The 19,808-nt window shown below is 72.6% G+C and carries 13 protein-coding genes; 7 read left to right on the plus strand and 6 right to left on the minus strand.

Annotated elements, in window-relative coordinates:
* Positions 1-21: 21 nt before the first annotated feature.
* Positions 22-1,035 carry a multicopper oxidase domain-containing protein gene (locus tag KUM32_RS14910; RefSeq protein ID WP_217142352.1) on the minus strand — a complete coding sequence of 338 codons (1,014 nt, stop codon included), beginning with the start codon at positions 1,033-1,035 and terminating at the stop codon, positions 22-24.
* A gap of 199 nt (positions 1,036-1,234) precedes the next feature.
* Here KUM32_RS14910 and KUM32_RS14915 point away from each other — a divergent pair, with 199 nt between their 5' ends.
* Both KUM32_RS14915 and KUM32_RS14920 read left to right on the plus strand, forming a co-directional pair.
* Complete coding sequence (locus tag KUM32_RS14915; protein ID WP_217142353.1) at positions 1,235-3,712, plus strand: ThuA domain-containing protein; 2,478 nt, start codon at positions 1,235-1,237, stop codon at positions 3,710-3,712.
* Positions 3,713-3,726: 14 nt separating this feature from the next.
* On the plus strand, positions 3,727-5,913 hold the full coding sequence (locus KUM32_RS14920; protein ID WP_217142395.1) for an OmpL47-type beta-barrel domain-containing protein: 2,187 nt from the start codon (positions 3,727-3,729) through the stop codon (positions 5,911-5,913).
* 1 nt (position 5,914) lies between these two features.
* On the opposite strand, the gene ligD is transcribed toward KUM32_RS14920, so the two are convergent.
* Positions 5,915-6,940: a non-homologous end-joining DNA ligase gene (gene ligD / locus KUM32_RS14925; protein ID WP_217142354.1), complete on the minus strand. Its 1,026-nt coding sequence runs from the start codon at positions 6,938-6,940 to the stop codon at positions 5,915-5,917.
* A 129-nt stretch (positions 6,941-7,069) separates the two neighbouring features.
* Between ligD and KUM32_RS14930 the strand changes: the two genes are divergently transcribed.
* On the plus strand, positions 7,070-8,137 hold the full coding sequence (locus tag KUM32_RS14930; RefSeq protein WP_217142355.1) for an ATP-dependent DNA ligase: 1,068 nt from the start codon (positions 7,070-7,072) through the stop codon (positions 8,135-8,137).
* A 22-nt stretch (positions 8,138-8,159) separates the two neighbouring features.
* Here the strand turns inward: KUM32_RS14930 and KUM32_RS14935 are convergent, their stop codons facing one another.
* Positions 8,160-9,350: a zinc-dependent alcohol dehydrogenase gene (locus tag KUM32_RS14935; RefSeq protein WP_217142356.1), complete on the minus strand. Its 1,191-nt coding sequence runs from the start codon at positions 9,348-9,350 to the stop codon at positions 8,160-8,162.
* A gap of 222 nt (positions 9,351-9,572) precedes the next feature.
* On the opposite strand from KUM32_RS14935, the gene KUM32_RS14940 reads away from it, so the two are divergent.
* Positions 9,573-10,655, plus strand: coding sequence for a DUF3048 domain-containing protein (locus tag KUM32_RS14940; protein ID WP_217142357.1), 1,083 nt, complete (start codon positions 9,573-9,575; stop codon positions 10,653-10,655).
* 197 nt (positions 10,656-10,852) lie between these two features.
* Here KUM32_RS14940 and KUM32_RS14945 read toward each other — a convergent pair whose 3' ends face one another.
* On the minus strand, positions 10,853-13,420 hold the full coding sequence (locus KUM32_RS14945; protein ID WP_217142358.1) for an AAA family ATPase: 2,568 nt from the start codon (positions 13,418-13,420) through the stop codon (positions 10,853-10,855).
* 272 nt (positions 13,421-13,692) lie between these two features.
* On the opposite strand from KUM32_RS14945, the gene KUM32_RS14950 reads away from it, so the two are divergent.
* On the plus strand, positions 13,693-14,712 hold the full coding sequence (locus tag KUM32_RS14950; protein WP_217142359.1) for a DUF2510 domain-containing protein: 1,020 nt from the start codon (positions 13,693-13,695) through the stop codon (positions 14,710-14,712).
* A 145-nt stretch (positions 14,713-14,857) separates the two neighbouring features.
* Here KUM32_RS14950 and KUM32_RS14955 read toward each other — a convergent pair whose 3' ends face one another.
* Positions 14,858-15,472 carry a TetR/AcrR family transcriptional regulator gene (locus tag KUM32_RS14955; RefSeq protein ID WP_217142360.1) on the minus strand — a complete coding sequence of 205 codons (615 nt, stop codon included), beginning with the start codon at positions 15,470-15,472 and terminating at the stop codon, positions 14,858-14,860.
* A gap of 211 nt (positions 15,473-15,683) precedes the next feature.
* On the opposite strand from KUM32_RS14955, the gene KUM32_RS14960 reads away from it, so the two are divergent.
* Positions 15,684-16,487 carry a phosphatase PAP2 family protein gene (locus KUM32_RS14960; protein WP_217142361.1) on the plus strand — a complete coding sequence of 268 codons (804 nt, stop codon included), beginning with the start codon at positions 15,684-15,686 and terminating at the stop codon, positions 16,485-16,487.
* A complete protein-coding gene (locus KUM32_RS14965) occupies positions 16,484-17,434 on the plus strand; it encodes a hypothetical protein (protein ID WP_217142362.1) in 951 nt (316 codons plus the stop codon). The genes KUM32_RS14960 and KUM32_RS14965 overlap by 4 nt, the downstream gene beginning before the upstream one ends.
* 227 nt (positions 17,435-17,661) lie before the next feature.
* Here KUM32_RS14965 and KUM32_RS14970 read toward each other — a convergent pair whose 3' ends face one another.
* Positions 17,662-19,716 (minus strand): phosphocholine-specific phospholipase C, encoded by a 2,055-nt coding sequence (locus KUM32_RS14970; RefSeq protein ID WP_217142363.1) that lies wholly within the window; start codon positions 19,714-19,716, stop codon positions 17,662-17,664.
* Between the last annotated feature and the right edge of the window lie 92 nt (positions 19,717-19,808).

The raw sequence follows: 19,808 nt of genomic DNA on the forward strand, positions 1-19,808 counted from the left end.
GCCAGCCGCTCCGGCCGGTCGTCAGTGCCCGTGGTGCGCCGATCCGCCCTCGGCCCCTTCGGCCCCCTGCCCGTGATGCTCGTGCGGGTCGTACCCCGGGATCGTCCCGTCGGCCTTCTTCACCAGGAACAGCCCCACCATCCCCATGTCGGAGTGGCTCTGCACGTGGCAGTGGTACATCCACGCGCCCGCGCCGACGCCCTCCCCCGCGATGATCTGGAAGCCGAAGGAGTCCGCCGGGCCGGTGATCTTGTTGTCGATGACCTGGCTCGGGTCGTCGGGGCCGGTGAGCATGCCGGTGCGGTTGTCCGCCCAGCGGTGACCGTGCATGTGGAAGGTGTGGTAGAGGTCGCCGTGCGTGATCATCACGATCTCGACGCGGTCGCCCACGGTGGCCTCGAAGTTCGGTCCGGTGTGGGGCTTGCGGTTGTTGATGAGCATGTCGTTGAAGACGATCGTGTGCGTGGCGTCCGGCAGCACGTCGCCCTTGCGGCGCACGATCACCGGTCCGTACAGGCCGTTGCGGATGCCACCGGTGCCATGGGGCGTGCCGACGACGTGGTCGTGGTAGTGCCAGTAGCCCGCGCTGCCCGCCCGCCAGGTGCCGTCCGCACGGCGGCCGGGCGTGTGGGTGCGCCAGGTGTAGGTGCGGGTGCCGCCGGGCTCCACGTCGCTCTTGTTCATCGCCGTGCCGTCGCTGGAGATCTCGTAGTCCAGGCCGTGGACGTGCAGGCTCGCCCGTACGTCCATGGTGTTCTCGAACTCGATGTGCAGCGTGTCGCCCTCGTTGAGCTCGATCAGCGGGCCGGGGACGGACGCCTTGCCCTTCTCGAAGCCGTAGCCCATCTGACCGTCGGGCAGCCTCTCGGCGTACATCTTGACGCGTCTCACCTGACCCCCGGCCGGCGCCGTCCTCGCCGGGGCCGCCGCCTTCGCCGGGGCTTGGGCACCGGCCGTCTCCGGGGCGAGGGACAACGATGTCGCGACGGCCGCGCCACCCAGCAGTACCCGTCGGTTGAAACCACGCCTGTCCATGCCGAACTCCCCACGCCGATACGGAATTTGCGGAGACGCAGCCCTGATTGGCCGTAATGAACCCGTGGGACGGTACCGGCTGCGGCCGGGTTTCTCCACACTCAGGACAAAGTTCGTTCGATCCCGGTCATACCTATTGGCGAACCGCGCAAAGAGGTCTAGCTTCCTTGGCGCTGCTGCCGTGACCGAGGAGGTGCCCATGCACTTACGAGGGTTGAGCGCGAGAAGAAGGGCCTGGGCGGCGTTCGCGACCGCCGGTTTCGTCACCACCGGACTGCTGTCGGGTCCCGCCGCCAGCGCGCGTCCGGCGCCGGATCCGCCCCTGACAACGATGTCCATCACGTCACCACCGGGCGGCGCCGACGTACGGGTGCTGATCTTCTACGGGTCCGCCGCCGCCGGGGACGAGTCACCGGTCGTGAACGCCGGGATCGCCGCCATCGAGCGGATCGGGCTGTCCGGCCCCGCGAACGAGCGCTTCAAGGTCGAGGCCACGGACAACGCCTCGGTCTTCACCAACGAGAAGAAGCTCGGCCGCTTCAACGCGATCGTCTTCCTGACCGGCGGCGGTGACGTCCTCGATCCGGAGCAGGAGGCGGGCCTGGAGGCGTACATGGAGGCCGGCGGCGGTTTCGTCGGCGTCCACGACGCGGCGCGCGCGGAGCCGTACTCGGACTGGTTCACCGGTCTGGTCGGCGCCCGCCCGGCGGCCTCCAGCCCGGCGAAGGTCCAGCGGGCCACCGTGGAGGTCGGTGACCGGCGTCATCCGGCCACCAAGGACCTGCCGATGGAGTGGAAACGCCCGGACGAGTGGCTGAACTGGCAGAAGAACCCGTCCGGTGACGTCCACACCGTCGCCCGGGTGCGCGAGTCGACGTACGCGCCCGGCGCGAGCGCCAACGGCGCGGACCACCCGGTCAGCTGGTGCCGGGACTACGACGGCGGCCGGTCCTTCTACACCGGCATGGGCGGCACGGTGTCGTCGTACGACGAGACCGACTTCCGCGCCCATCTGCGCGGCGCCCTGATGTGGACGACCCGGCTGGCACAGGCCGACTGCAAGGCGACCATCACCGGGAACTACAAGGCCGAGCGGCTCACCCAGCCCAACCAGCCCGGCCGCAACGACCAGATCGGCGAGCCGCACGGCCTGGTCACCGCACCGGACGGCCGGGTGTTCTACATCGGCCGCGGCGGCGCGGACTCCTCCCAGCCCGTGGTGACCGACTGGAACGACCCGGACATCGGCAAGGGCAAGGGCGAGATCCACGTCTGGGACCCGAAGACCAGGAAGGTCACGCTCGCCGGTGAGCTGACCGTCTTCGGCAACAAGGGCGGCGGCGAGGAACTGGTCAAGGTCGAGGAGGGCCTGCTCGGCATCGAGCTGGACCCGGGGTTCGCGGAGAACGGCTGGGTGTACCTGCACTACACGCCGCACTCCGAGATCAACCGGGACACGCACATGGCCGAGCGCCGCGTCTCCCGCTTCACGCTCGACCAGGCCACCAACACACTGGACCTGGGCAGCGAGAAGGTGCTGCTGAAGTGGCCGGTGCAGATCCACAGCTGCTGCCACGCGGGCGGCGGGATGGCCTGGGACTCCAAGGGGAACCTGTACATCGCCACCGGTGACAACAACTCCAGCGGGTTCAGCGGTGGTTACTCGGGAAACAACCCGGAGCCGAACTTCAAGGGCGTGTCCTTCGCCGACGCGCGCCGCACCGCCGGCAACACCAACAACCTCAACGGCAAGATCCTGCGCATCCACCCGGAGCCGGACGGGACGTACACCCTCCCCGAGGGCAACCTGTTCACCGGGAAGGAGACCGCCGAGGGCGGTGGCAAGACGCGCGGCGAGATCTACGTGATGGGCGTGCGCAACCCGGCGCGCATCTCCGTCGACAAGGCGACCGACACGCTGTACGCGGGCTGGGTCGGCCCGGACGCCGGCGCTCCGTCACCGACGTGGGGCCCGGCCAAGTACGACACGTTCGCCGTGATCACCAAGGCGAGCAACCGGGGCTGGCCCTACTGCATGGGCAACAAGCAGCCGTACCGGGACCGGAACCTGCCGGACCCGTCCAAGCCGCTGGGCTGGTACGACTGCGACCACCCGAAGAACGAGTCGCCGAACAACGACGGCCTGGTCAACCTGCCTCCGGTCACCGGCAACAACATCTGGTACTCGCCGCAGGGCGGCGGCCCCGACTTCCCGCGGGACGGGAACGGGATCCCCTCGTACAAGCAGGAGGAGGCCACCTACCGGCTGCCCTGGCTCAAGGGCGGCGGCCAGGCCGCGATGAACGGCCCCGTCTACCGGTACGACGCCGGCAGCACCAGCGACACCAAGTGGCCCGCGTACTGGGACGGCAAGTGGTTCGTCGGTGACTTCTACGACGCCGACCAGCCGCGCAACGCGGTGCTGATGGACCCGAAGACGCAGGGCGACGGCGGTCTGCCGGTGCACGCGGAGTCGCTGAAGAAGATCGTGCCGGTCGGCAACGACGGCATCAGGAACCTGATGGGCTGGAAGTTCGGCCCGGACGGCGCGCTGTACGTCCTCGACTACGGCCGCGGCTTCTTCACCTCGGACTCCAAGTCGGCCCTGTGGCGGGTCACCTACAAGGGCGGCGGGCCCACCCCGGCCGCCGGACAGCTGGCGAGGGGGACCGAATGACGCGCCGACGAAGAGTGTGGGCCGCCCTGCTGGCCGGGCTGCTGATGATGCTCGGCCTGCAGACGACGTCCGCCTCGGGGCAGCCCGGGTCGGCGGGGCGGGCCGAGGCCGCCGAACAGCTCCTGACCTGGACCGCCGGCGACGACATCACCAAGTACACGTCCGCGCCCGAGACGGCGGTGGCCGGACCGGCCACCATCGTCTTCGAGAACAGTGCGGCGACCGGCAACACCACCGGCATGCCGCACACGCTGACGTTCGTCGTCAGCGACCCCGAGTACAACAGGGACGTCCAGCTGAACATCCTGGCCACCCCGGGCGACGCCCAGGGTGGGAGGCACACCGCCGAGGTCACCCTCTCGCCCGGCCGCTACCTGTACTACTGCTCGATCCCCGGCCACGGGGAGATGAAGGGCGTGCTCGTGGTGACCGAGGGCGGCGGGGGCGAGGACACGACGGCGCCCGAGACGTCGGCGGACGTGGGCGGCACGCGGAACTCCGACGGCGCGTACGTCGGCAGCGCGAGCGTGACGATCGGCGCCTCCGACGCGGGCTCCGGCGTGGACCGCGTCGAGTACGCGATCGGCGCCGACGGCGCCTGGCAGCCGTACACCACACCGGTCGTCGTCGACCAGGTCGGCGAGCACACGGTGCGCTACCGGGCCTTCGACAAGGCGGGCAACGCCGCCGCCGAGAAGAGCGTCACGTTCACCGTGGCCCCCGTGCCCACGGACGACACGACCCCGCCGGAGACCTCGGCGACGGTCAGCGGCGAGCGCGACGCGGACGGCGCGTACGTCGACATGGCGACGGTGACGGTCACCGCCTCCGACACCGGTTCCGGCGTCAACACCATCGAGTACGCGATCGGTGACGGGGCCTGGCAGGCGTACACCGCGCCCGTCATGGTGCACCAGGTCGGCAAGCACACCGTGCGCTACCGCGCCACCGACAAGGCGGGCAACGCCGCGGCGGAGAAGAGCGTCGCCTTCACCGTCGCCGCCGCTCCCCCGCAGGACACCACCCCGCCGGTGACCGGCGCGACCGTGGACGGCACCAGGAACTCCGACGGCGCCTACGTCGGCAGCGCCAGGGTGAGCGTCAACGCCACGGACGAGGGCGGCTACGGGCTGGCCGGCGTGGAGTACTCGCTCGACGCCGGACCCTACCTGGCGTACACCGCGCCCGTGGTCGTCGACCGCGTGGGCCGGCACACCGTGGCGTACCGGGCGACCGACAAGGCGGGCAACACCTCCGCACCGCTGACCGTGAGCTTCACGGTGGTGGCGGGCCAGGTACCGGCGCCGCCCTGCCCGGAGTACGACGAGCGGCTCACGGTGATCGTCGGGACGGTCGACACGGGTGTGCCGAACCGGGTCACGAACAGCCGGTGCCGGATCAACGAGCTGATCGAGGACGAGAAGGAGTGGACGTCCCAGGCGCTGTTCCTCAAGCACGTGCGTGAGGTGACGGACGGACTCCTGGACGAGGGGGTCGTCGACAAGCGGGAGTACCGGGCGATCAACAAGGCCGCCCGCCAGTCCGGGATCGGCCTGCCCGGCCAGACCGAGGGCTACCGCGCGATCCTCGACGGCACCCAGGAGTCCTTCGCCAGGTGGCAGCAGGTGGGCGGCGGTTCGTTCGGGCTGAACCCCGACGGGTCGATCACCTCCAGCACCGCCACGCCGGGCATGGGCATGCTGTGGTTCCCCGAGCGCAAGTACGGCGACTTCTCGCTGAAGCTCCAGTGGCGGGACGACGCTCCGGGCACCGCGAACACCAACGGCGGCGTCTTCGTGCGCTTCCCGCAGGTCCACGACCACCCGGAGGAGTCACGGCCGGAGTGGGTCGCCATCAAGTACGGGCACGAGGTGCAGGTGTTCGACAGCCCGACCGGCGACCTGTACAAGTCCGGTTCGGTCTACGGCTTCGACCGGGTGGGCCTGGCCGGCGCCGGGGTGACGGAGAAGGGCACCTGGAACGACTACGAGATCCGGGTGGTCGACCAGCACTACTCCGTCTACCGCAACGGCGCGCTGATCAACGAGTTCGACAACACCGGCGGCCAGGACTTCTACCCGCCGCGCTCGGACGACCCGGGCACGGACGGGCGGCGGTTCGCCTCCGGCTACATCGGGCTCCAGGTCCACGGCACCTCGGACGTGGTGTCGTACCGGGACGTGAGGATCAAGGAGTTGTAGTTCAGGTCTCCTGGGGCCGCGGCTTCTTCGCGCGGCTCGGCTGTACCCGCCTGGGTTCCCCCGGCATCTTCGGATACTCGGGCGGGTACGGCAGATCGCCGAGCCCGTGGTCGTGCTCGTCCTTCGTCGCCAGTTCCAGCAGGGCGTCGAGAGAGTAGGCCTTGTCGTCCATGCCCGCGTGCACGTCGCCGAGTTCGGCGAAGCGCGCGGGCATCGTCGTGATGTCGAAGTCCCGCGGATGGGCGACACCGACCTCGTCCCAGGTCAGCGGCGCGGAGACCGGGGCGTGCGGGCGGGGGCGCACGGAGTAGGCGGAGGCGATGGTGCGGTCCCGGGCGGTCTGGTTGTAGTCGACGAAGATGCGTTCGCCGCGCTCCTCCTTCCACCACTTGGTGGTGACCCGCTCCGGCATCCGCCGTTCCAGTTCCCGCCCGGCGGCGATGGCCGCGCGCCGCACCTGGGTGAAGGTCCAGCGCGGCTCGATCGGCACGAACACGTGGATGCCGCGTCCGCCGGAGGTCTTGGGCCAGCCGCGCAGCCCGCCGGACTCCTCCAGGACGGCACGCAGTTCGTGGGCGGCGCGGACGGCGTCGTCGTAGTCGGTGCCGGGCTGGGGGTCGAGGTCGATGCGCAGTTCGTCGGGGTGGTCGACGTCGTCGCGGCGGACCGGCCAGGGGTGGAAGGTGAGGGTGCCGTACTGGGCGGCCCACAGGACGGCCGCCTCCTCGGTGGGGCACATCTCGTCGGCGCTGCGTCCGCTGGGGAAGGTGATGTGCGCGGTCGGGATCCAGTCGGGCATGCCCTTGGGCGCGCGCTTCTGGTAGAACCACTCGCCGGTGACGCCGTCCGGGTAGCGCTCCAGGGTGGTGGGCCGGTTGCGCAGGGCGCGCAGGATGCCGGGGGCGACCGCCTGGTAGTACCGGGCCACGTCGAGCTTGGTGTAGCCGGGCTCCGGGAAGAAGACCTTGCCCGGGCTGGACAGCCGCACGGTCCGTCCGCCCGCTTCCAGTTCCACCGCTTCCGCCATGCGAGCCACGGTAGGCGCACCGGGGGGACCTCGCACACCGGCCCGGGGCCCGTCCGCGGCTGTCCGTGTCCGTCCGCGGCTGTCCGCTTCCGGCAGGCGGGCCGGGTGGGCCGCTCCTACAGTCGGAGCATGGATCTGCCCGTCATGCCGCCCGTGAAGCCGATGCTCGCCAAGTCCGTGGCGAAGATCCCGCCGGGCATGCACTACGAGGCGAAGTGGGACGGGTTCCGGGCGATCGTGTTCCGCGACGGTGGTGAGGTGGAGCTGGGCAGCCGTACGGGCAAGCCGCTGACCAGGTACTTCCCTGAGCTGGTCGAGGCGGTGCGGGAGCGGTTGCCCGAGCGGTGCGTGGTGGACGGGGAGATCGTCATCGCGCGGGAGGGACACCTGGACTTCGACGCGCTCACCGAGCGGATCCATCCGGCGGACTCCCGGGTGCGGACGCTGGCCGAGAGGACGCCTGCCTCCCTCGTCTCCTTCGACCTGCTGGCGCTGGACGACGAGTCCCTGCTCGACGTGGGGCTCGCCGACCGGCGGGCGCTGTTGGTACGGGCGCTGTCCGGGGTCACGCCGCCCGTGCACGTGGCACCGGCGACGGACGACATCGAGGTGGCCCGGCGGTGGTTCGAGCAGTACGAGGGGGCGGGGCTGGACGGGGTCGTCGCCAAGCCGCTCGACCTGCGGTACCGCCAGGACGAGCGGGCCATGTTCAAGATCAAGCACGAGCGGACGGCGGATGTCGTCGTCGCCGGTTACCGCCTCCACAAGAGCGGCCCGGTGGTCGGCTCACTGCTGCTCGGCCTCCATGACGACCGGGGCGTCCTCCAGCACGTGGGCGTGAGCGCCGCCTTCTCCATGAAGCGGCGCGCCGAGCTGGTGGAGGAGCTGGAACCGCTGCGCATGGACGACGTCCGGGGTCATCCGTGGGCCGCCTGGGCCGAGGAGGCGGCGCACGAGTCGGCCCGGCTGCCCGGCGCACCGAGCCGCTGGTCGGGCAAGAAGGACCTGTCGTGGGTGCCGCTGCGGCCGGAGCGGGTCGTGGAGGTGGCGTACGACCACATGGAGAACGGGGCGCGCTTCCGGCACACGGCCCGCTTCCGCCGATGGCGGCCGGACCGGACGCCGGAGAGCTGCACCTACGCCCAGTTGGAGGAGCCGGTCCGGTACGACCTGGCGGAGATCCTCGGCGGCCCCTGAGCACCCCGCGGACGCACCGGCCCTACGGCTTCATCAGGACCTTGACCGCACCGTCCTGCTTCTTCTGGAACATCTCGTACGCGTGCGGCGCGTCCGCCAGCGGCACCCGGTGGGTGGCGAAGTCGTCGACGCCCAGGGGGTCCTCGTCCGTCAGGTAGGGGATGATCTCGTCGCTCCAGCGGCGTACGTTGGCCTGTCCCATCCGCAGCTGGACCTGCTTGTCGAACAGGGTGAGCATCGGCATCGGGTCGGCCATGCCGCCGTAGACGCCGCTCAGCGAGATCGTGCCGCCGCGCCGCACCAGGCCGATGGCGGTGTGGAGGGCCGCGAGCCGGTCGACGCTGAAGCGTTCCGCCAGCGGGCCGCTGAGGGAGCGGGGCATCACGGCCGCGGCCTGCTGGACCAGCTTGGCGGCGGCGCCGCCGTGCGCCTCGGTGCCGACCGCGTCGATCACGGCGTCGGGGCCGCGGCCACCGGTCTCGTCCTGGATCGCGGCGACGAGTTCCTTCTCGCTGTCGAAGGACCGCAGGTCGTACGTCTCCACGCCCCGCTCCCGCGCCCGCCGCAGCCGCTCCGGCACGAGGTCCACGCCGAACACCCGGCCGGCCCCCGTGGCCCGGGCGACCCGGCAGGCCATGTCACCGATCGGGCCGAGGCCGAGCACCGCGACGCTGCCGCCGGGCGGGACAGCGGCGTAGGCGACGGCCTGCCAGGCGGTGGGCAGGACGTCGGAGAGGTAGACGAAGCGGTCGTCGGCCGGGCCCTCGGGCACCTTGATCGGGCCGTACTGCGCCTGCGGCACGCGCAGGTACTCGGCCTGGCCGCCGGGCACGGCCCCGTACAGGCGGGTGTAGCCGAACAGCGGGGCGCCCATGCCCTCGCCGGTGACCTGGGTGGTCTCGCACTGGGTCTGCAGCCCCGCGTCGCACATGTAGCAGCGCCCGCACGCGATCTGGAAGGGCACCACCACCCGGTCGCCGGGCTTGAGGCCCCTCACCTCGGGGCCGACCTCCTCCACGATCCCCATCGGTTCGTGACCGAGGATGTCGCCCGGTGTCATGAACGGCGTGAGCACCTCGTACAGGTGCAGGTCGGAGCCGCACAGTCCCGAGGACGTGACACGGATGACCGCGTCCGTCGGCTCCTGGATCCGCGGGTCGGGCACGTCCTCGACCCGCACGTCCCGTTTGCCCTGCCAGACAACCGCCTTCATCGCCTCGCGCTCCCTCCGTGGCTCGTGCCCGTCGTCCGTGCGCGTCGGTCTCGCGCGTCGGGCCTGCGTGGCGGCCGGGTACCCGGCGGTTCCCCCGGCGAACCGCCGCCCGCTGGGCCGAACAGCGGATTCCGGGTGCGCTGCCGGATGCGGTCGGGTAGGGCACTGAATGCTGTCAGAAACAGACAATCCATGACATGGGATAGGTAGCGGGTGGTCGGAATGCGTCGAGGTACGCGCAGACGGGAACGTGCCGTACGGCGCGGCACACAGGTCGGCGCCGTGCCGGCCCTGCTGGCCGCGGCGGTCGCCGTCTCGCTGGCGGCGGGCTGCGCCACGGAGCCGGGAACGGAGGACGACGCGCGAGCGCCCCACATCGAGCGGTCGCACCCCGCCGGGCGGTCGCACGACACCGGGCGGTCGCACGACGCCGAGCGGCCCCCGGACCCGCAGCGGCAGGGCACGCCGCCGTCGCGTGACAGGCACGGCGCCGCGTCCGTGCTCGCCGTGAAGCTCGACAACGTGCCCGCCGCCCGGCCGCAGGCCGGCCTGGAAGCGGCGGACGTCGTCTACGTGGAACCGGTGGAGGCAGGACTGAGCCGTCTGATGGCGGTCTACGCGACCGCGTTCCCGAAGACGGTCGGCCCGGTGCGCAGCGCCCGGGAGTCCGACCTGGAGCTGCTGCGCCAGTTCGACCGGCCGACGCTCGCGTTCTCCGGCGCCCAGCGCAAGCTGCTCCCCCTGGTCGACCGGGCGCCCCTGCGGGCCGAGCCGCCCGGCAGGACGTCCGACGCCTACCTCCGGGACAAGGGCCGGGCCGCACCGCACAACCTCTACGTGCGGCCCGGCCGACTACTGCCGTCGCCCGCCGGCGCCGCCGCGCTGACCACGGGGTTCCGCTACGGCGACGCGCCCGCGGGCGGCCGGGCGCAGTCCTCGCGCACGGTGCGCTATCCGTCGGCGAGCTTCACCTTCACCTGGTCCGAGCGGCGTGACCGCTGGCTGGTCGCCATGGACGGCACCCCGGCCACCACGGACGGCGGCCGGCGGGCGGCGCCGGCGACGGTCGTCGTGCAGCATGTGAGGGTCCGCGAGTCCGCGTTCGGCGACTTCCTGGGCAACAACTCCCCCTACGTGGAGACCGTGGGGTCCGGGCGGGCGGAGGTGCTGCGCGACGGGCGCACCTACGAGGCGACGTGGAAGCGCGGGGCGGCCTCGGACGGCACGTCCTTCACCGCGCCGGACGGCACACCGGTGAACTTCGCCGACGGCCAGGTGTGGGTGGTGTTCACGGACACGCCCTGACCAGGTCGTGGCCCCGGCGGGTTCGCCGAGGAAGACCTGCCGCGTCCGGGCCGTCCGCGCAGCCCGCGGACGGACGCGCCCGCCGGGCGCGGCACCGCGGTGCGGCATGCTCAGCCGACCCGGGCCGGCCCCGCGCGGACACCGCGAAGTGCCGCCCCTGTCCCCGCGCGTCCGGACGGGGGCCGAGGCGGCGGACCTCAGGTCGCGTGTCCCGCCGCCAGCGCCTCGCGGGCCCGCGCCACCAGCCCGTCGGCGCCGCACGAGTCCGCCAGCGCCATGCCCCGCTCGAGTTCCGCCGCCGAACGCGCCGCGATGCCGTACTCCACGCGGGCGGCGGCGTGCTCGTACTGGCAGGGCGAGGCCTCCAGGTAGGTGACGGCCTGGGCGGCGAGCCGGACCGCGCGCAGGCCGGTCTCCAGGGCGGCGGCGCAGCGCAGGGCCTCTCCTATGGCGGTATCCGTGCCGAAGCGTTCGGCCTGGCGGCGGGCGTCGGTGGCCAGGTGGGCGGCGCGGCCGGGGTCCTCGGTGGCGAGGGCGCGGGCGAGCTCGGTCGCCCAGGGGGACACCACCGGGTTGTACCGGCCGCGTACGGCGGCCGTCTTCTCGGCGGCCTCCAGTTCGGCGACGGTCCGGGCCTGAGCGACATGGCCGCGGGCGAGCAGGGTGTCGATCAGGTTGCAGACCGCGGACCAGTACAGCGGGAGTCCGCGGCCCACGCGCTCCGCGATGCGCAGCGATTGGCGCAGGGACTTCTCGGCCTCCCTGAGGCGGCCCCGCCTGCGGTGGCCGAGCCCCACGTAGGTGTGCGCGAGGGCGAGGTGGCCGCCGCTCCAGCCGGCGCTCTCGTAGGCGCGCAGGGCCTCGGTGAACAGTGCCTCGGCGCGGTCGAGCCGGTCGGTGTAGGCATAGCAGTTGGCCAGCATCATCGGCAGTTCCAGACCCCACTCGGAGTCGGTCCAGCCGAGCCCCGGAGCGAGGCGGCCGTTGACGAGGGTCCGGTCGCAGAGTTCGAGGACCTCCTCGGCGTTCTCACCGTGGCTCATGGCGTCGAAGCCGCGCAGGATGAGCAGGGCGCGCTCGGTGTCGTCCCGGCCGGCGCAGGTCCCGGCGATCTCGGCGAGGCGCGCGGACCGGCCGGGCGAGGACGTCTCACCGGGGTGGATGCCCTCCCACATGTACTGGACGGCCTGCAGCCGCAGCCGGGCGGCCGGGTCCGCGGTCCGGGCCGCCTCCGCCTGGACGGTGCGGACGGCCTCCTCCAGCTGGTCGTTGTGGACCAGGGCCTCGGAGAGCCGGAAGACGGCGTTGACGCGTTGGTCGCCGTCGAGGCCGGGCATGCCGAGCGCGGTGCGCAGGTGGCCGATGGTGGTGGCGGGCGCGGTGAGCAGGGTGGCACAGCCCAGTTCGTAGAGCACGCGCGCGTGGATCTCGGGCAACGGCGGCTCCTCGAGGGCGCGTTCGAGGCAGCGGCGGGCCGCGTCGGGGGCGCCGACGGCGAGGTGCTCGCGGGCGGCCTCGCGCAACTGGTCGACGACCTCAGGATCGTCGTCGGGGTACACCCGGAGCAGATGGCGGGAGGCGGCCGCGGCGCCCAGTCCGGATTCGGTGACCAGCTGGGCCGCGATGCCGTGCATCGCCGTGCACAGGGCGCCGGGAATGGAGTTGTAGACGTCGGTGGCGATCAGCGGGTGGACGAACTCCAGCTCGCCCGTGGCCGGTTGCCCGGCCGCCGGGTCGGGCGTGGTGAGGATCCGGGCGCCGCACAGCAGCTCGGCGCAGCGGGCCGCGGCGGCGCGGTCGAGGGTGGAGAGCCGGGCCACCATGTCGACGGTGATGCCGCCGCCGAGGATGGCGGCGGCCCAGGCGAACCGGGTGGCGTCGACGCCGAGTTGTTCCAGTCGGGCGAGGAGGCCACCGCCCCGGGCGGAACGGTTCAGGGCGCGCAGTTCGGCGGCGTGCGCCTCGACCGGTTCCAGTTCGCTGTCGTGGACCTTGGCGAGGAGTTCGACCGTCTCGTACGGGTTGCCGCCGGTGACGGCCCACACCTCGCGGCAGAACGCGGCGTCGGCGTGGTGGCCCACGGTGGCGCGGGTCAGGCCGGCCGTCGCGTCCGGGGTGAGGGGGTTCAGCGGGGCGAGGGGCCGGCCCAGTGCGGCGGCCGCGTCCAGGTGGCGGGCGCTGTCGCCGGTGACGTCCCCGGGGCGGCGGGCGACCACGACCAGGACGGAGGTCTCGTCGAGCCGGTCGGCGAGCGCGGCCAGCCAGCGCAGGGTCTCCTGGTCGGCCCAGTGGACGTCGTCGAGCAGCAGGACCAGCGGCCACTCCCGGCGGGCGAGCCGGCGTACGACGGCGACCAGACCGTCGCACACGCCCTGCGGGTCGGCCTGCCGCTCGCCCGGGTCCGCTATGCCGAGGGCGGGACCCGCGATGTCGTACCAGTCGCCGAGGTACTCCCGCGCCTCCTCCGGGAGCATGGACACGAGCGCGGGCTGGAGCAGTTGCCGCACCACGTTGAAGGGGACGGACCGCAGGGTCTCGCCACTGCGCGCCGACCAGACGGCGCAGCCCCGGGCCTCGGCGATGCGGCGGGTCTCGGCGAGCAGCGCCGTCTTGCCGAGTCCCGCCTCGCCGCTGGCCACCAACAGGGTGCCGGTGGACGAGCGGTCCGCGCACAGGGTGTCCACCGCCCGTGTGAGGGTGGCGATTTCCTCGTCGCGCTCCCAGAGGGAGGCCGAGGCGACGGCCGTCCGCCGTACCTCCGTCATCCCGCTGCCTCCCCAAGTCGCTCGAATGACGTACAGGGGCTGAGCCTAGCCGTCCGATCGCGCCAGTGGTGGGCCGTCGGGACACTAGTTGCCGTCACGGGTGACATGCGGTAAAGCACGGGCGACGCGGCGGGCGGCCCATCAGCGACGTGGCTCGCCGTCATCCGTCAACTCGCCGCTGCGGGCTCGCCGGTACGGATCCGGTTCCGGCGGGGATCCGGTTCCGGCGGGCCTCTCATCCGGCTTTCACCGACGCCTCATACGGTGGGCACATGACGCAGGTGACTCCTCCCGGGTGGTACCCGGACCCCGGACAGCAGAACGACGGTCCCGCCACCGAGCGCTGGTGGGACGGAAAGGTGTGGACGGACCAGGTCCGTCCCGCGGGGTCGGCCGCCGCGTGGGGTCCTCCGACGCAGCCGCCGGCACCCGACGCAGCGCCTTTCACCGTGCCCGGGCCGTACCCCGTGCACCCGGGCTATCCCGGCTACCCCGTGCAGCAGCCGTCCGCGCGGCGGCGCCGGCTGCGTACCGGGATAGCGGTGACGGCGGCCGTGGCCGTGCTGGCCGGCGTCGGTGCCGGTGTGTACGTGCTGACGGACGACGGCGGTTCGAGCGGTGACGGCGCGGGGCCCGCGCAGCAGGACCGGCGGGGCCCCGGCGACCGGAAGGATCCCTTCGGCGGCTCGGGCGGCGGGAACGGCGAGTCGGCCGCGCCGGGCTCCCCCGACTCGCCGGACCGGTCCGAGCCGCCCACCATCGACAGCGGGTCGGTGGCGGACCCGGTCAGCGGGATCAGCCTGCCCATTCCGGACGGCTGGTCCGGACAGCAGCTGTCGGTCGGGGCGCAGGTGACGTCGGACGCCAGTTACCAGTGCCCCGGCGACGCCTCCAGCACCTGCACGAAGGGGGGCGCCTACTCGGCGCCCGCGATGGTGCTGGGCACCAAGGGCACCACCGCCGAGGAGGTCGCGAAGGCCGACATCGAGGCCAACGCCGAGGAGTCCTACGGCGGAAAGTCCTACGGCGGGATCACCTCGCACGAGGAACTGGCCTCCAAGGCGATCACGGTCGCCGGGCAGAAGGGCTATCTGGTCCGCTGGAAGGCGGTCACCGACAAGGGCGCCGACGGCTACGTCGAGTCGCTCGCCTTCCCCTCGCCCGCCGACCCGGAGCGCATCGTGGTCGTCCGCTTCGGCGTCGACACCGACCAGCAGCAGAGGGTGATCGACGAGATGACCAAGGGCATCAAGGTGTCCGCCGCCTCCGGCGGCGACGGCCAGGACGTCTGACCGGCCCCGCGCGTCGGTCGGCCGGGTGGGACGCCCTTCCGCTCAGAGGGCGCCCCACCCGGCCGGGGGTGCGCGCCGCCCCCGTCCCCACGGTGCGGCGCGGGCAGGCCACCGTCCAGTCATCCCGTGGACGGCGGCCTGGGTCTCAGGGGAGGCCGAGCGCCGGCAGCACGACGGCCTCCACGAACCCGACCAGGTACTCCGCGTCGGCCTGCTCGCCCTCGACGACGGGCCGCATCCGCAGCATGCCGAACATCTGCGCCGGCACGTAGTCCAGCGCCGGGTGGCCGGCGGCGACCTCTCCGCGGGCGACACCGCGGTCCAGGATCTCCCGCAGCGCGGCGATCTCCGGCTCGACGAGCGCCTCGCGCAGCGCGCCCTGGAGTTCCGGGTCCTGCATGACCGCGTGGCCGAGTGCCTGGAGCAGCCCGGTGTCCTTGCCCGCTCCCGCGCCCGCGGCCCGGGCCGCCTGGCGCAGGTCCTCGGCGAGCGACCCGGTGTCGATGCCCGCGAAGCGCACCCGGCGGTGGGAGCGCAGCGCCGCGGCCACGAACTGGGGCTTGGTCTTCCACTGCCGGTAGAGCGTGGACTTGCTGCACCGGGTGCTGGCGGCGATGCCCTCCATGGTGACGGCGTCGTAGCCGCAGGACCGGATCTGTTCGAGCACGGCGTCGAAGAACTCCTGCTCACGCTCGGGCGTGATCTTGGAGCGGCGCGAGGTGCCGACCGGTTCCGGTCGGTCCGCGGCCTGCGACGTCATCGGCTCTGCTCCTCATCGGGTCCAGCGTCGCTACAGCGGCGCTCGAGTGTCCTGTACTTCAGTGTGTCGTACGTCTATCGATACGGCAGTGTACCGGTACACCACCGTATCGGTACACTGGCGTATCGGAACGAGGTCGTATCGATGAAAACCGTCACGCGTCCCCGTCCCTGTGAGCCACACGCACCACCGTCAGCGAAGGGGCCGGGGGATGACTGCCCGCACCGAGCCTGCACAAGCGGAGTCGGACGCGCCCGCGCGTCCTCCGCTCGTCCGTGAACTCCTGCTCGTGGCAGGACTGTTCCTCGTCTACAAGCTCGGCCGGCAGCTGGCGACGGGCCACACCGCCGAGGCCTTCCGCAACGCGCGCCACGTGTGGGACTGGGAGCGGGCGCTCCGGCTGCCCGACGAGGGCGCGGTGCAGTCCCTGCTCCTGCACGGCGACACCCTCGTGCACGTGGCGAACACGTACTACGCCGTCGTGCACTTCCCGGCCACCGCGGCCTTCCTGGTCTGGCTCTACCTGAGACGGCCGGGGCACTACGTCCGGGCCCGCCGGGCACTGGCCGCGGTGACGGGCGCGGCGCTGGTGCTGCACCTGCTCTTCCCGCTCGCCCCGCCGCGCATGCTGGGCGCGACGGGCCTGGTCGACACCGCCCGGGTGTTCGGTCCGTCGGTGTACGGTCCGCCCCGCGCCGACCAGCTGTCGAACCAGTTCGCGGCGATGCCCTCGCTGCACTTCGGCTGGGCCCTGATGCTGGCGATCGGCCTGATCCTCGCGACGCGCTCGCGCCTGCGGTGGCTCTGGCTGCTGCATCCGCTGGTGACACTGCTGGTGATCGTGGGAACCGCGAACCACTACTGGCTCGACGTGATCGTGGCGGCGGCCCTGCTCGGTCTCGCGCTCGCGGTGATCCACCTGCCGCGCCGCACGCCGGGCGTCGTACCGCGCGGCCGGCCGGCGATGCGGCGGCGGGCGGCGGAACAGCAGGAGCTGGTGGGGGCGGGCCGGTGAGCGCCGCCCTGGTCGCCGTCCTGTTGTCCCTGGTCTCCGCGTGCGCCTATGCCGCCGCGGCCGTGGCCCAGGAACGGCTGGCCTCCCGCACGCCCGGAGCGGGCGCCCTGCGCCTGCTGGCCGCCGGGGCCTGGTGGTGGTCGGTCGCACTCAACGCCGCGGCCGCGCTGCTGCACGTCGTGGCCCTCAAGTACGGCCCCCTCACCGTGGTCCAGCCGCTCGGTGCGCTCACCCTGGTCGCGGCGGTGCCCCTCGGGGCGCGGCTGGCGGGCCGGCGGGTGAGCGCGGTCGAGTGGCGGGGCACCGGACTGACGCTGCTGGGGCTGGGCGCGCTCCTGCTCACCGCGTCCGGACCCGCGCCCGACGACGTCCTGGACGTGCCGGAGGCGCTGGTGGTCTCCGGCGCGACGGCCGCGCTGATCGGTGTGCTGTCGTGGCCCGGCGCACGGCCGGGACTGCGGCACGCGACGGCGTCCGGCGTCGCCTCGGGGGTCGCGTCGGCGCTCACCCAGACGGTCACGGTCGCCGTCACGGACCGCTCGGGTCCGCTGCTCAGCGCGCAGGTGACCGGGGTGGCGGTGCTGGTGGCGGCCTTCGCGGCGGGCGGGCTGCTGCTGTCGCAGACGGCGTACCGGGGCGGTCTGGGCGCCCCGCTGGCGGTGGTGACCCTCGCCAATCCGGTGGCCGCCGCGGTGATCGGTCTTTCCCTGCTCGGGGAGCGGCTGCGGGGCGGCCCGGGCGGCGTGCTGCTCGCGCTGGCCGGCGCGGCGCTGGCCGCCTGGGGCGTGGTCCAGCTGAGCCGTGCGACGCCCCGGCCGCCCGACACACCTCGCCCGGTGGCCGGCGTTCCGGCGCCGAAGACCACGCGCCCGGAGACGGAACCGGCCCGCCCGGGGTCACCCCTGGTGCCCCGGCAACCCGAACCGGGACACCTCACCCCCTTCTGACCCCGGCGGCTGCCCCGTGGCCACCACCCCACCGCCCGCACCCGGCAGCCGACGGACCGACACCGCAAGCGGCACACACACCGAACAGGAACCGGCCCGCCCGGAGCCGGCAGCAGCGCGGCGCACAAGCGCGACGCGCGACGGGACCGGAACCGGCCCGCCCGGAGCCGGCCCTGGCGCCCCGGCGACCGGAACCGGGGCACCTCACACCGCGCTGGTGGCCGACGTCACTCCGTGACGATCGCCGGGTCGCTCACGCCCGGACGTCCGTTCTCCACGTGCCCGGCGAAGCGTCGCAGGAAGGCGGGGTCGGTCTCGGAGGTGACGGTCAGGTCGTACCAGCGCCGGCTCCGCTGGAGGTCGACGGTGTGGCGCACGGTGGTGCCGGGACGCACGGTGACGGTCCTGCTCCGGCCGCCGTAGGCGTTCTCGATCCGCAGGCGGACCACGCCGGAGCCGGGGTTGGTGAACGTCAGCCGGACGTCGTCCCCGGCGTGCCGGGCGGTCACCTCGGGTCCGGCGACCCGGTTGGGTCCCCGGAAGACGCGCAGGAAGCCGTTGGGGCCGTGCACGGTCAGATCGTACGAACCGTCCGAGTACGCCGAGTTCCAGGTGTCCGCGATGCTCTTGCCGGCCTCGGTGGTGTACGTCCAGGGACCGTCGGTGCGGTTGCCGGAGGTGACGAGGAAGGCGGCGCCGGCGCCGGCGCCGGAGGCGAAGGTGAGCGTGAGCTTGCCGGCCACCGCGTCCACGGCGCCGTCCACCTGCGGGGCGTACCGCAGCGGGCGGGTGGGGCGCAGACCGGGTTCCTGGCGGGGCATGTCCGGGTCCGCGGGCGGGGTGGGCCGGTAGTCGGGATGGCGGTCGCGGTCCTGCGGCTCGTAGGCGTCGGTGTCCGGCAGGCGGGCCGGCCGGCTGTCCTTGCGGGAGAAGTCGAAGGCGCTGGTCAGGTCGCCGCAGATGGCGCGCCGCCACGGCGAGATGTTGGGCTCGCGGACGCCGAAGCGGCGCTCCATGAACCGGATGACCGAGGTGTGGTCGAAGGTCTCGGAGCAGACGAAGCCGCCCTTGCTCCAGGGCGAGACGACCAGCATGGGCACGCGCGGGCCCAGCCCGTAGAAGCCCTCGCGGTGGGTGCCGCTGCCCTTGAAGACGTCCAGGGAGACGTCGACGGTGGACCGGCCCTGCGCGGCCGACTTCGGCGGCAGCGGCGGCACCGCGTGGTCGAAGAAGCCGTCGTTCTCGTCGTACGTGATGAACAGGGCGGTCTTCGCCCACACCGCCGGGTTGGAGGTGAGCGCGTCGAGGACCTGGGAGATGTACCAGGCACCGTAGTTCGAGGGCCAGTTGGAGTGCTCGGAGAAAGCCTCCGGGGCGGCTATCCAGGAGATCTTCGGCAGCCGGCCCGCCTTGACGTCGGCGCGGAGCCGGTCGAAGTAGCCGTCGCCGTTCTTCACGTCGGTGCCGGTGCGGGCCTTGTCGTACAGAGGGTCGCCCGGCTTCGCGTTGCGGTACTTGTTGAAGTACAGCAGGGAGTTGTCGCCGTAGTTGCCGCGGTAGGCGTCGTCGATCCAGCCCCAGTGGCCGGCCGCGTCCAGGCCGTCGCCGATGTCCTGGTAGATCTTCCAGGAGATCCCGGCCTCCTCCAGCCGCTCGGGGTACGTCGTCCAGTCGTAGCCGAGTTCGTCGTTGCCGAGGACCGGGCCGCCGCCCTTGCCGTCGTTGCCCGTGTGCCCCGACCACAGGTAGTAGCGGTTGGGGTCGGTGGAGCCGATGAAGGAGCAGTGGTAGGCGTCGCAGACGGTGAAGGTGTCGGCGAGCGCGTAGTGGAAGGGGATGTCCTCGCGCGTCAGGTACGCCATGGTCGTGGTGCCCTTGGCGGGCAGCCACCGGTCGTACTTGCCGCCCCGGTAGGCGGCCTGGCCGTCGGGCCAGCCGTGCGGCAGCCCCTCCAGGAACTGCATGCCGAGGTCGTCGGCCTCGGGGTGGAAGGGCAGCACCTCAGTGCCGTCGGCCTTGGTCTGGTGCCACACCGTCTTGCCGCTGTCCAGGGTCACCGGGTGCGGGTCGCCGAAGCCGCGGACGCCTCTCAGCCTGCCGAAGTAGTGGTCGAAAGAACGGTTCTCCTGCATCAGGACGACGATGTGCTCGACGTCCTCGATCGTCCCCGAGCGGTGGTTCGCCGGGAGCGCGGCGGCACGCTCGATGCTCGCGGACAGCGCGCTGAACGCCGTGGTGGCGCCCGCGAGTTGGAGGAATCGACGCCGGTTGACTTCGGGCATGGGGTGAAGGGCCTCTCGCCTTGGGGGTGTCCGGCCGGGCGGGCGGTGCCGGGTGATGATGGAACGCGCGCGAAAGGAGTGTTCCAGGAGCA

It is taken from the genome of Streptomyces sp. AC627_RSS907 (genome assembly GCF_019049165.1).

What these genes read in the sequence shown, in the direction of transcription:
- ligD (WP_217142354.1), bottom strand. Translation starts at nt 6,940, where the DNA reads ATGGCGGAAGCGGTGGAACTGGAAGCGGGCGGACGGACCGTGCGGCTG.
- KUM32_RS14930 (WP_217142355.1), top strand. Translation starts at nt 7,070, where the DNA reads ATGGATCTGCCCGTCATGCCGCCCGTGAAGCCGATGCTCGCCAAGTCC.
- KUM32_RS14940 (WP_217142357.1), top strand. Translation starts at nt 9,573, where the DNA reads ATGCGTCGAGGTACGCGCAGACGGGAACGTGCCGTACGGCGCGGCACA.
- KUM32_RS14970 (WP_217142363.1), bottom strand. Translation starts at nt 19,716, where the DNA reads ATGCCCGAAGTCAACCGGCGTCGATTCCTCCAACTCGCGGGCGCCACC.
- KUM32_RS14945 (WP_217142358.1), bottom strand. Translation starts at nt 13,420, where the DNA reads ATGACGGAGGTACGGCGGACGGCCGTCGCCTCGGCCTCCCTCTGGGAG.
- KUM32_RS14960 (WP_217142361.1), top strand. Translation starts at nt 15,684, where the DNA reads ATGACTGCCCGCACCGAGCCTGCACAAGCGGAGTCGGACGCGCCCGCG.
- KUM32_RS14915 (WP_217142353.1), top strand. Translation starts at nt 1,235, where the DNA reads ATGCACTTACGAGGGTTGAGCGCGAGAAGAAGGGCCTGGGCGGCGTTC.
- KUM32_RS14935 (WP_217142356.1), bottom strand. Translation starts at nt 9,350, where the DNA reads ATGAAGGCGGTTGTCTGGCAGGGCAAACGGGACGTGCGGGTCGAGGAC.
- KUM32_RS14950 (WP_217142359.1), top strand. Translation starts at nt 13,693, where the DNA reads ATGACGCAGGTGACTCCTCCCGGGTGGTACCCGGACCCCGGACAGCAG.
- KUM32_RS14910 (WP_217142352.1), bottom strand. Translation starts at nt 1,035, where the DNA reads ATGGACAGGCGTGGTTTCAACCGACGGGTACTGCTGGGTGGCGCGGCC.
- KUM32_RS14955 (WP_217142360.1), bottom strand. Translation starts at nt 15,472, where the DNA reads ATGACGTCGCAGGCCGCGGACCGACCGGAACCGGTCGGCACCTCGCGC.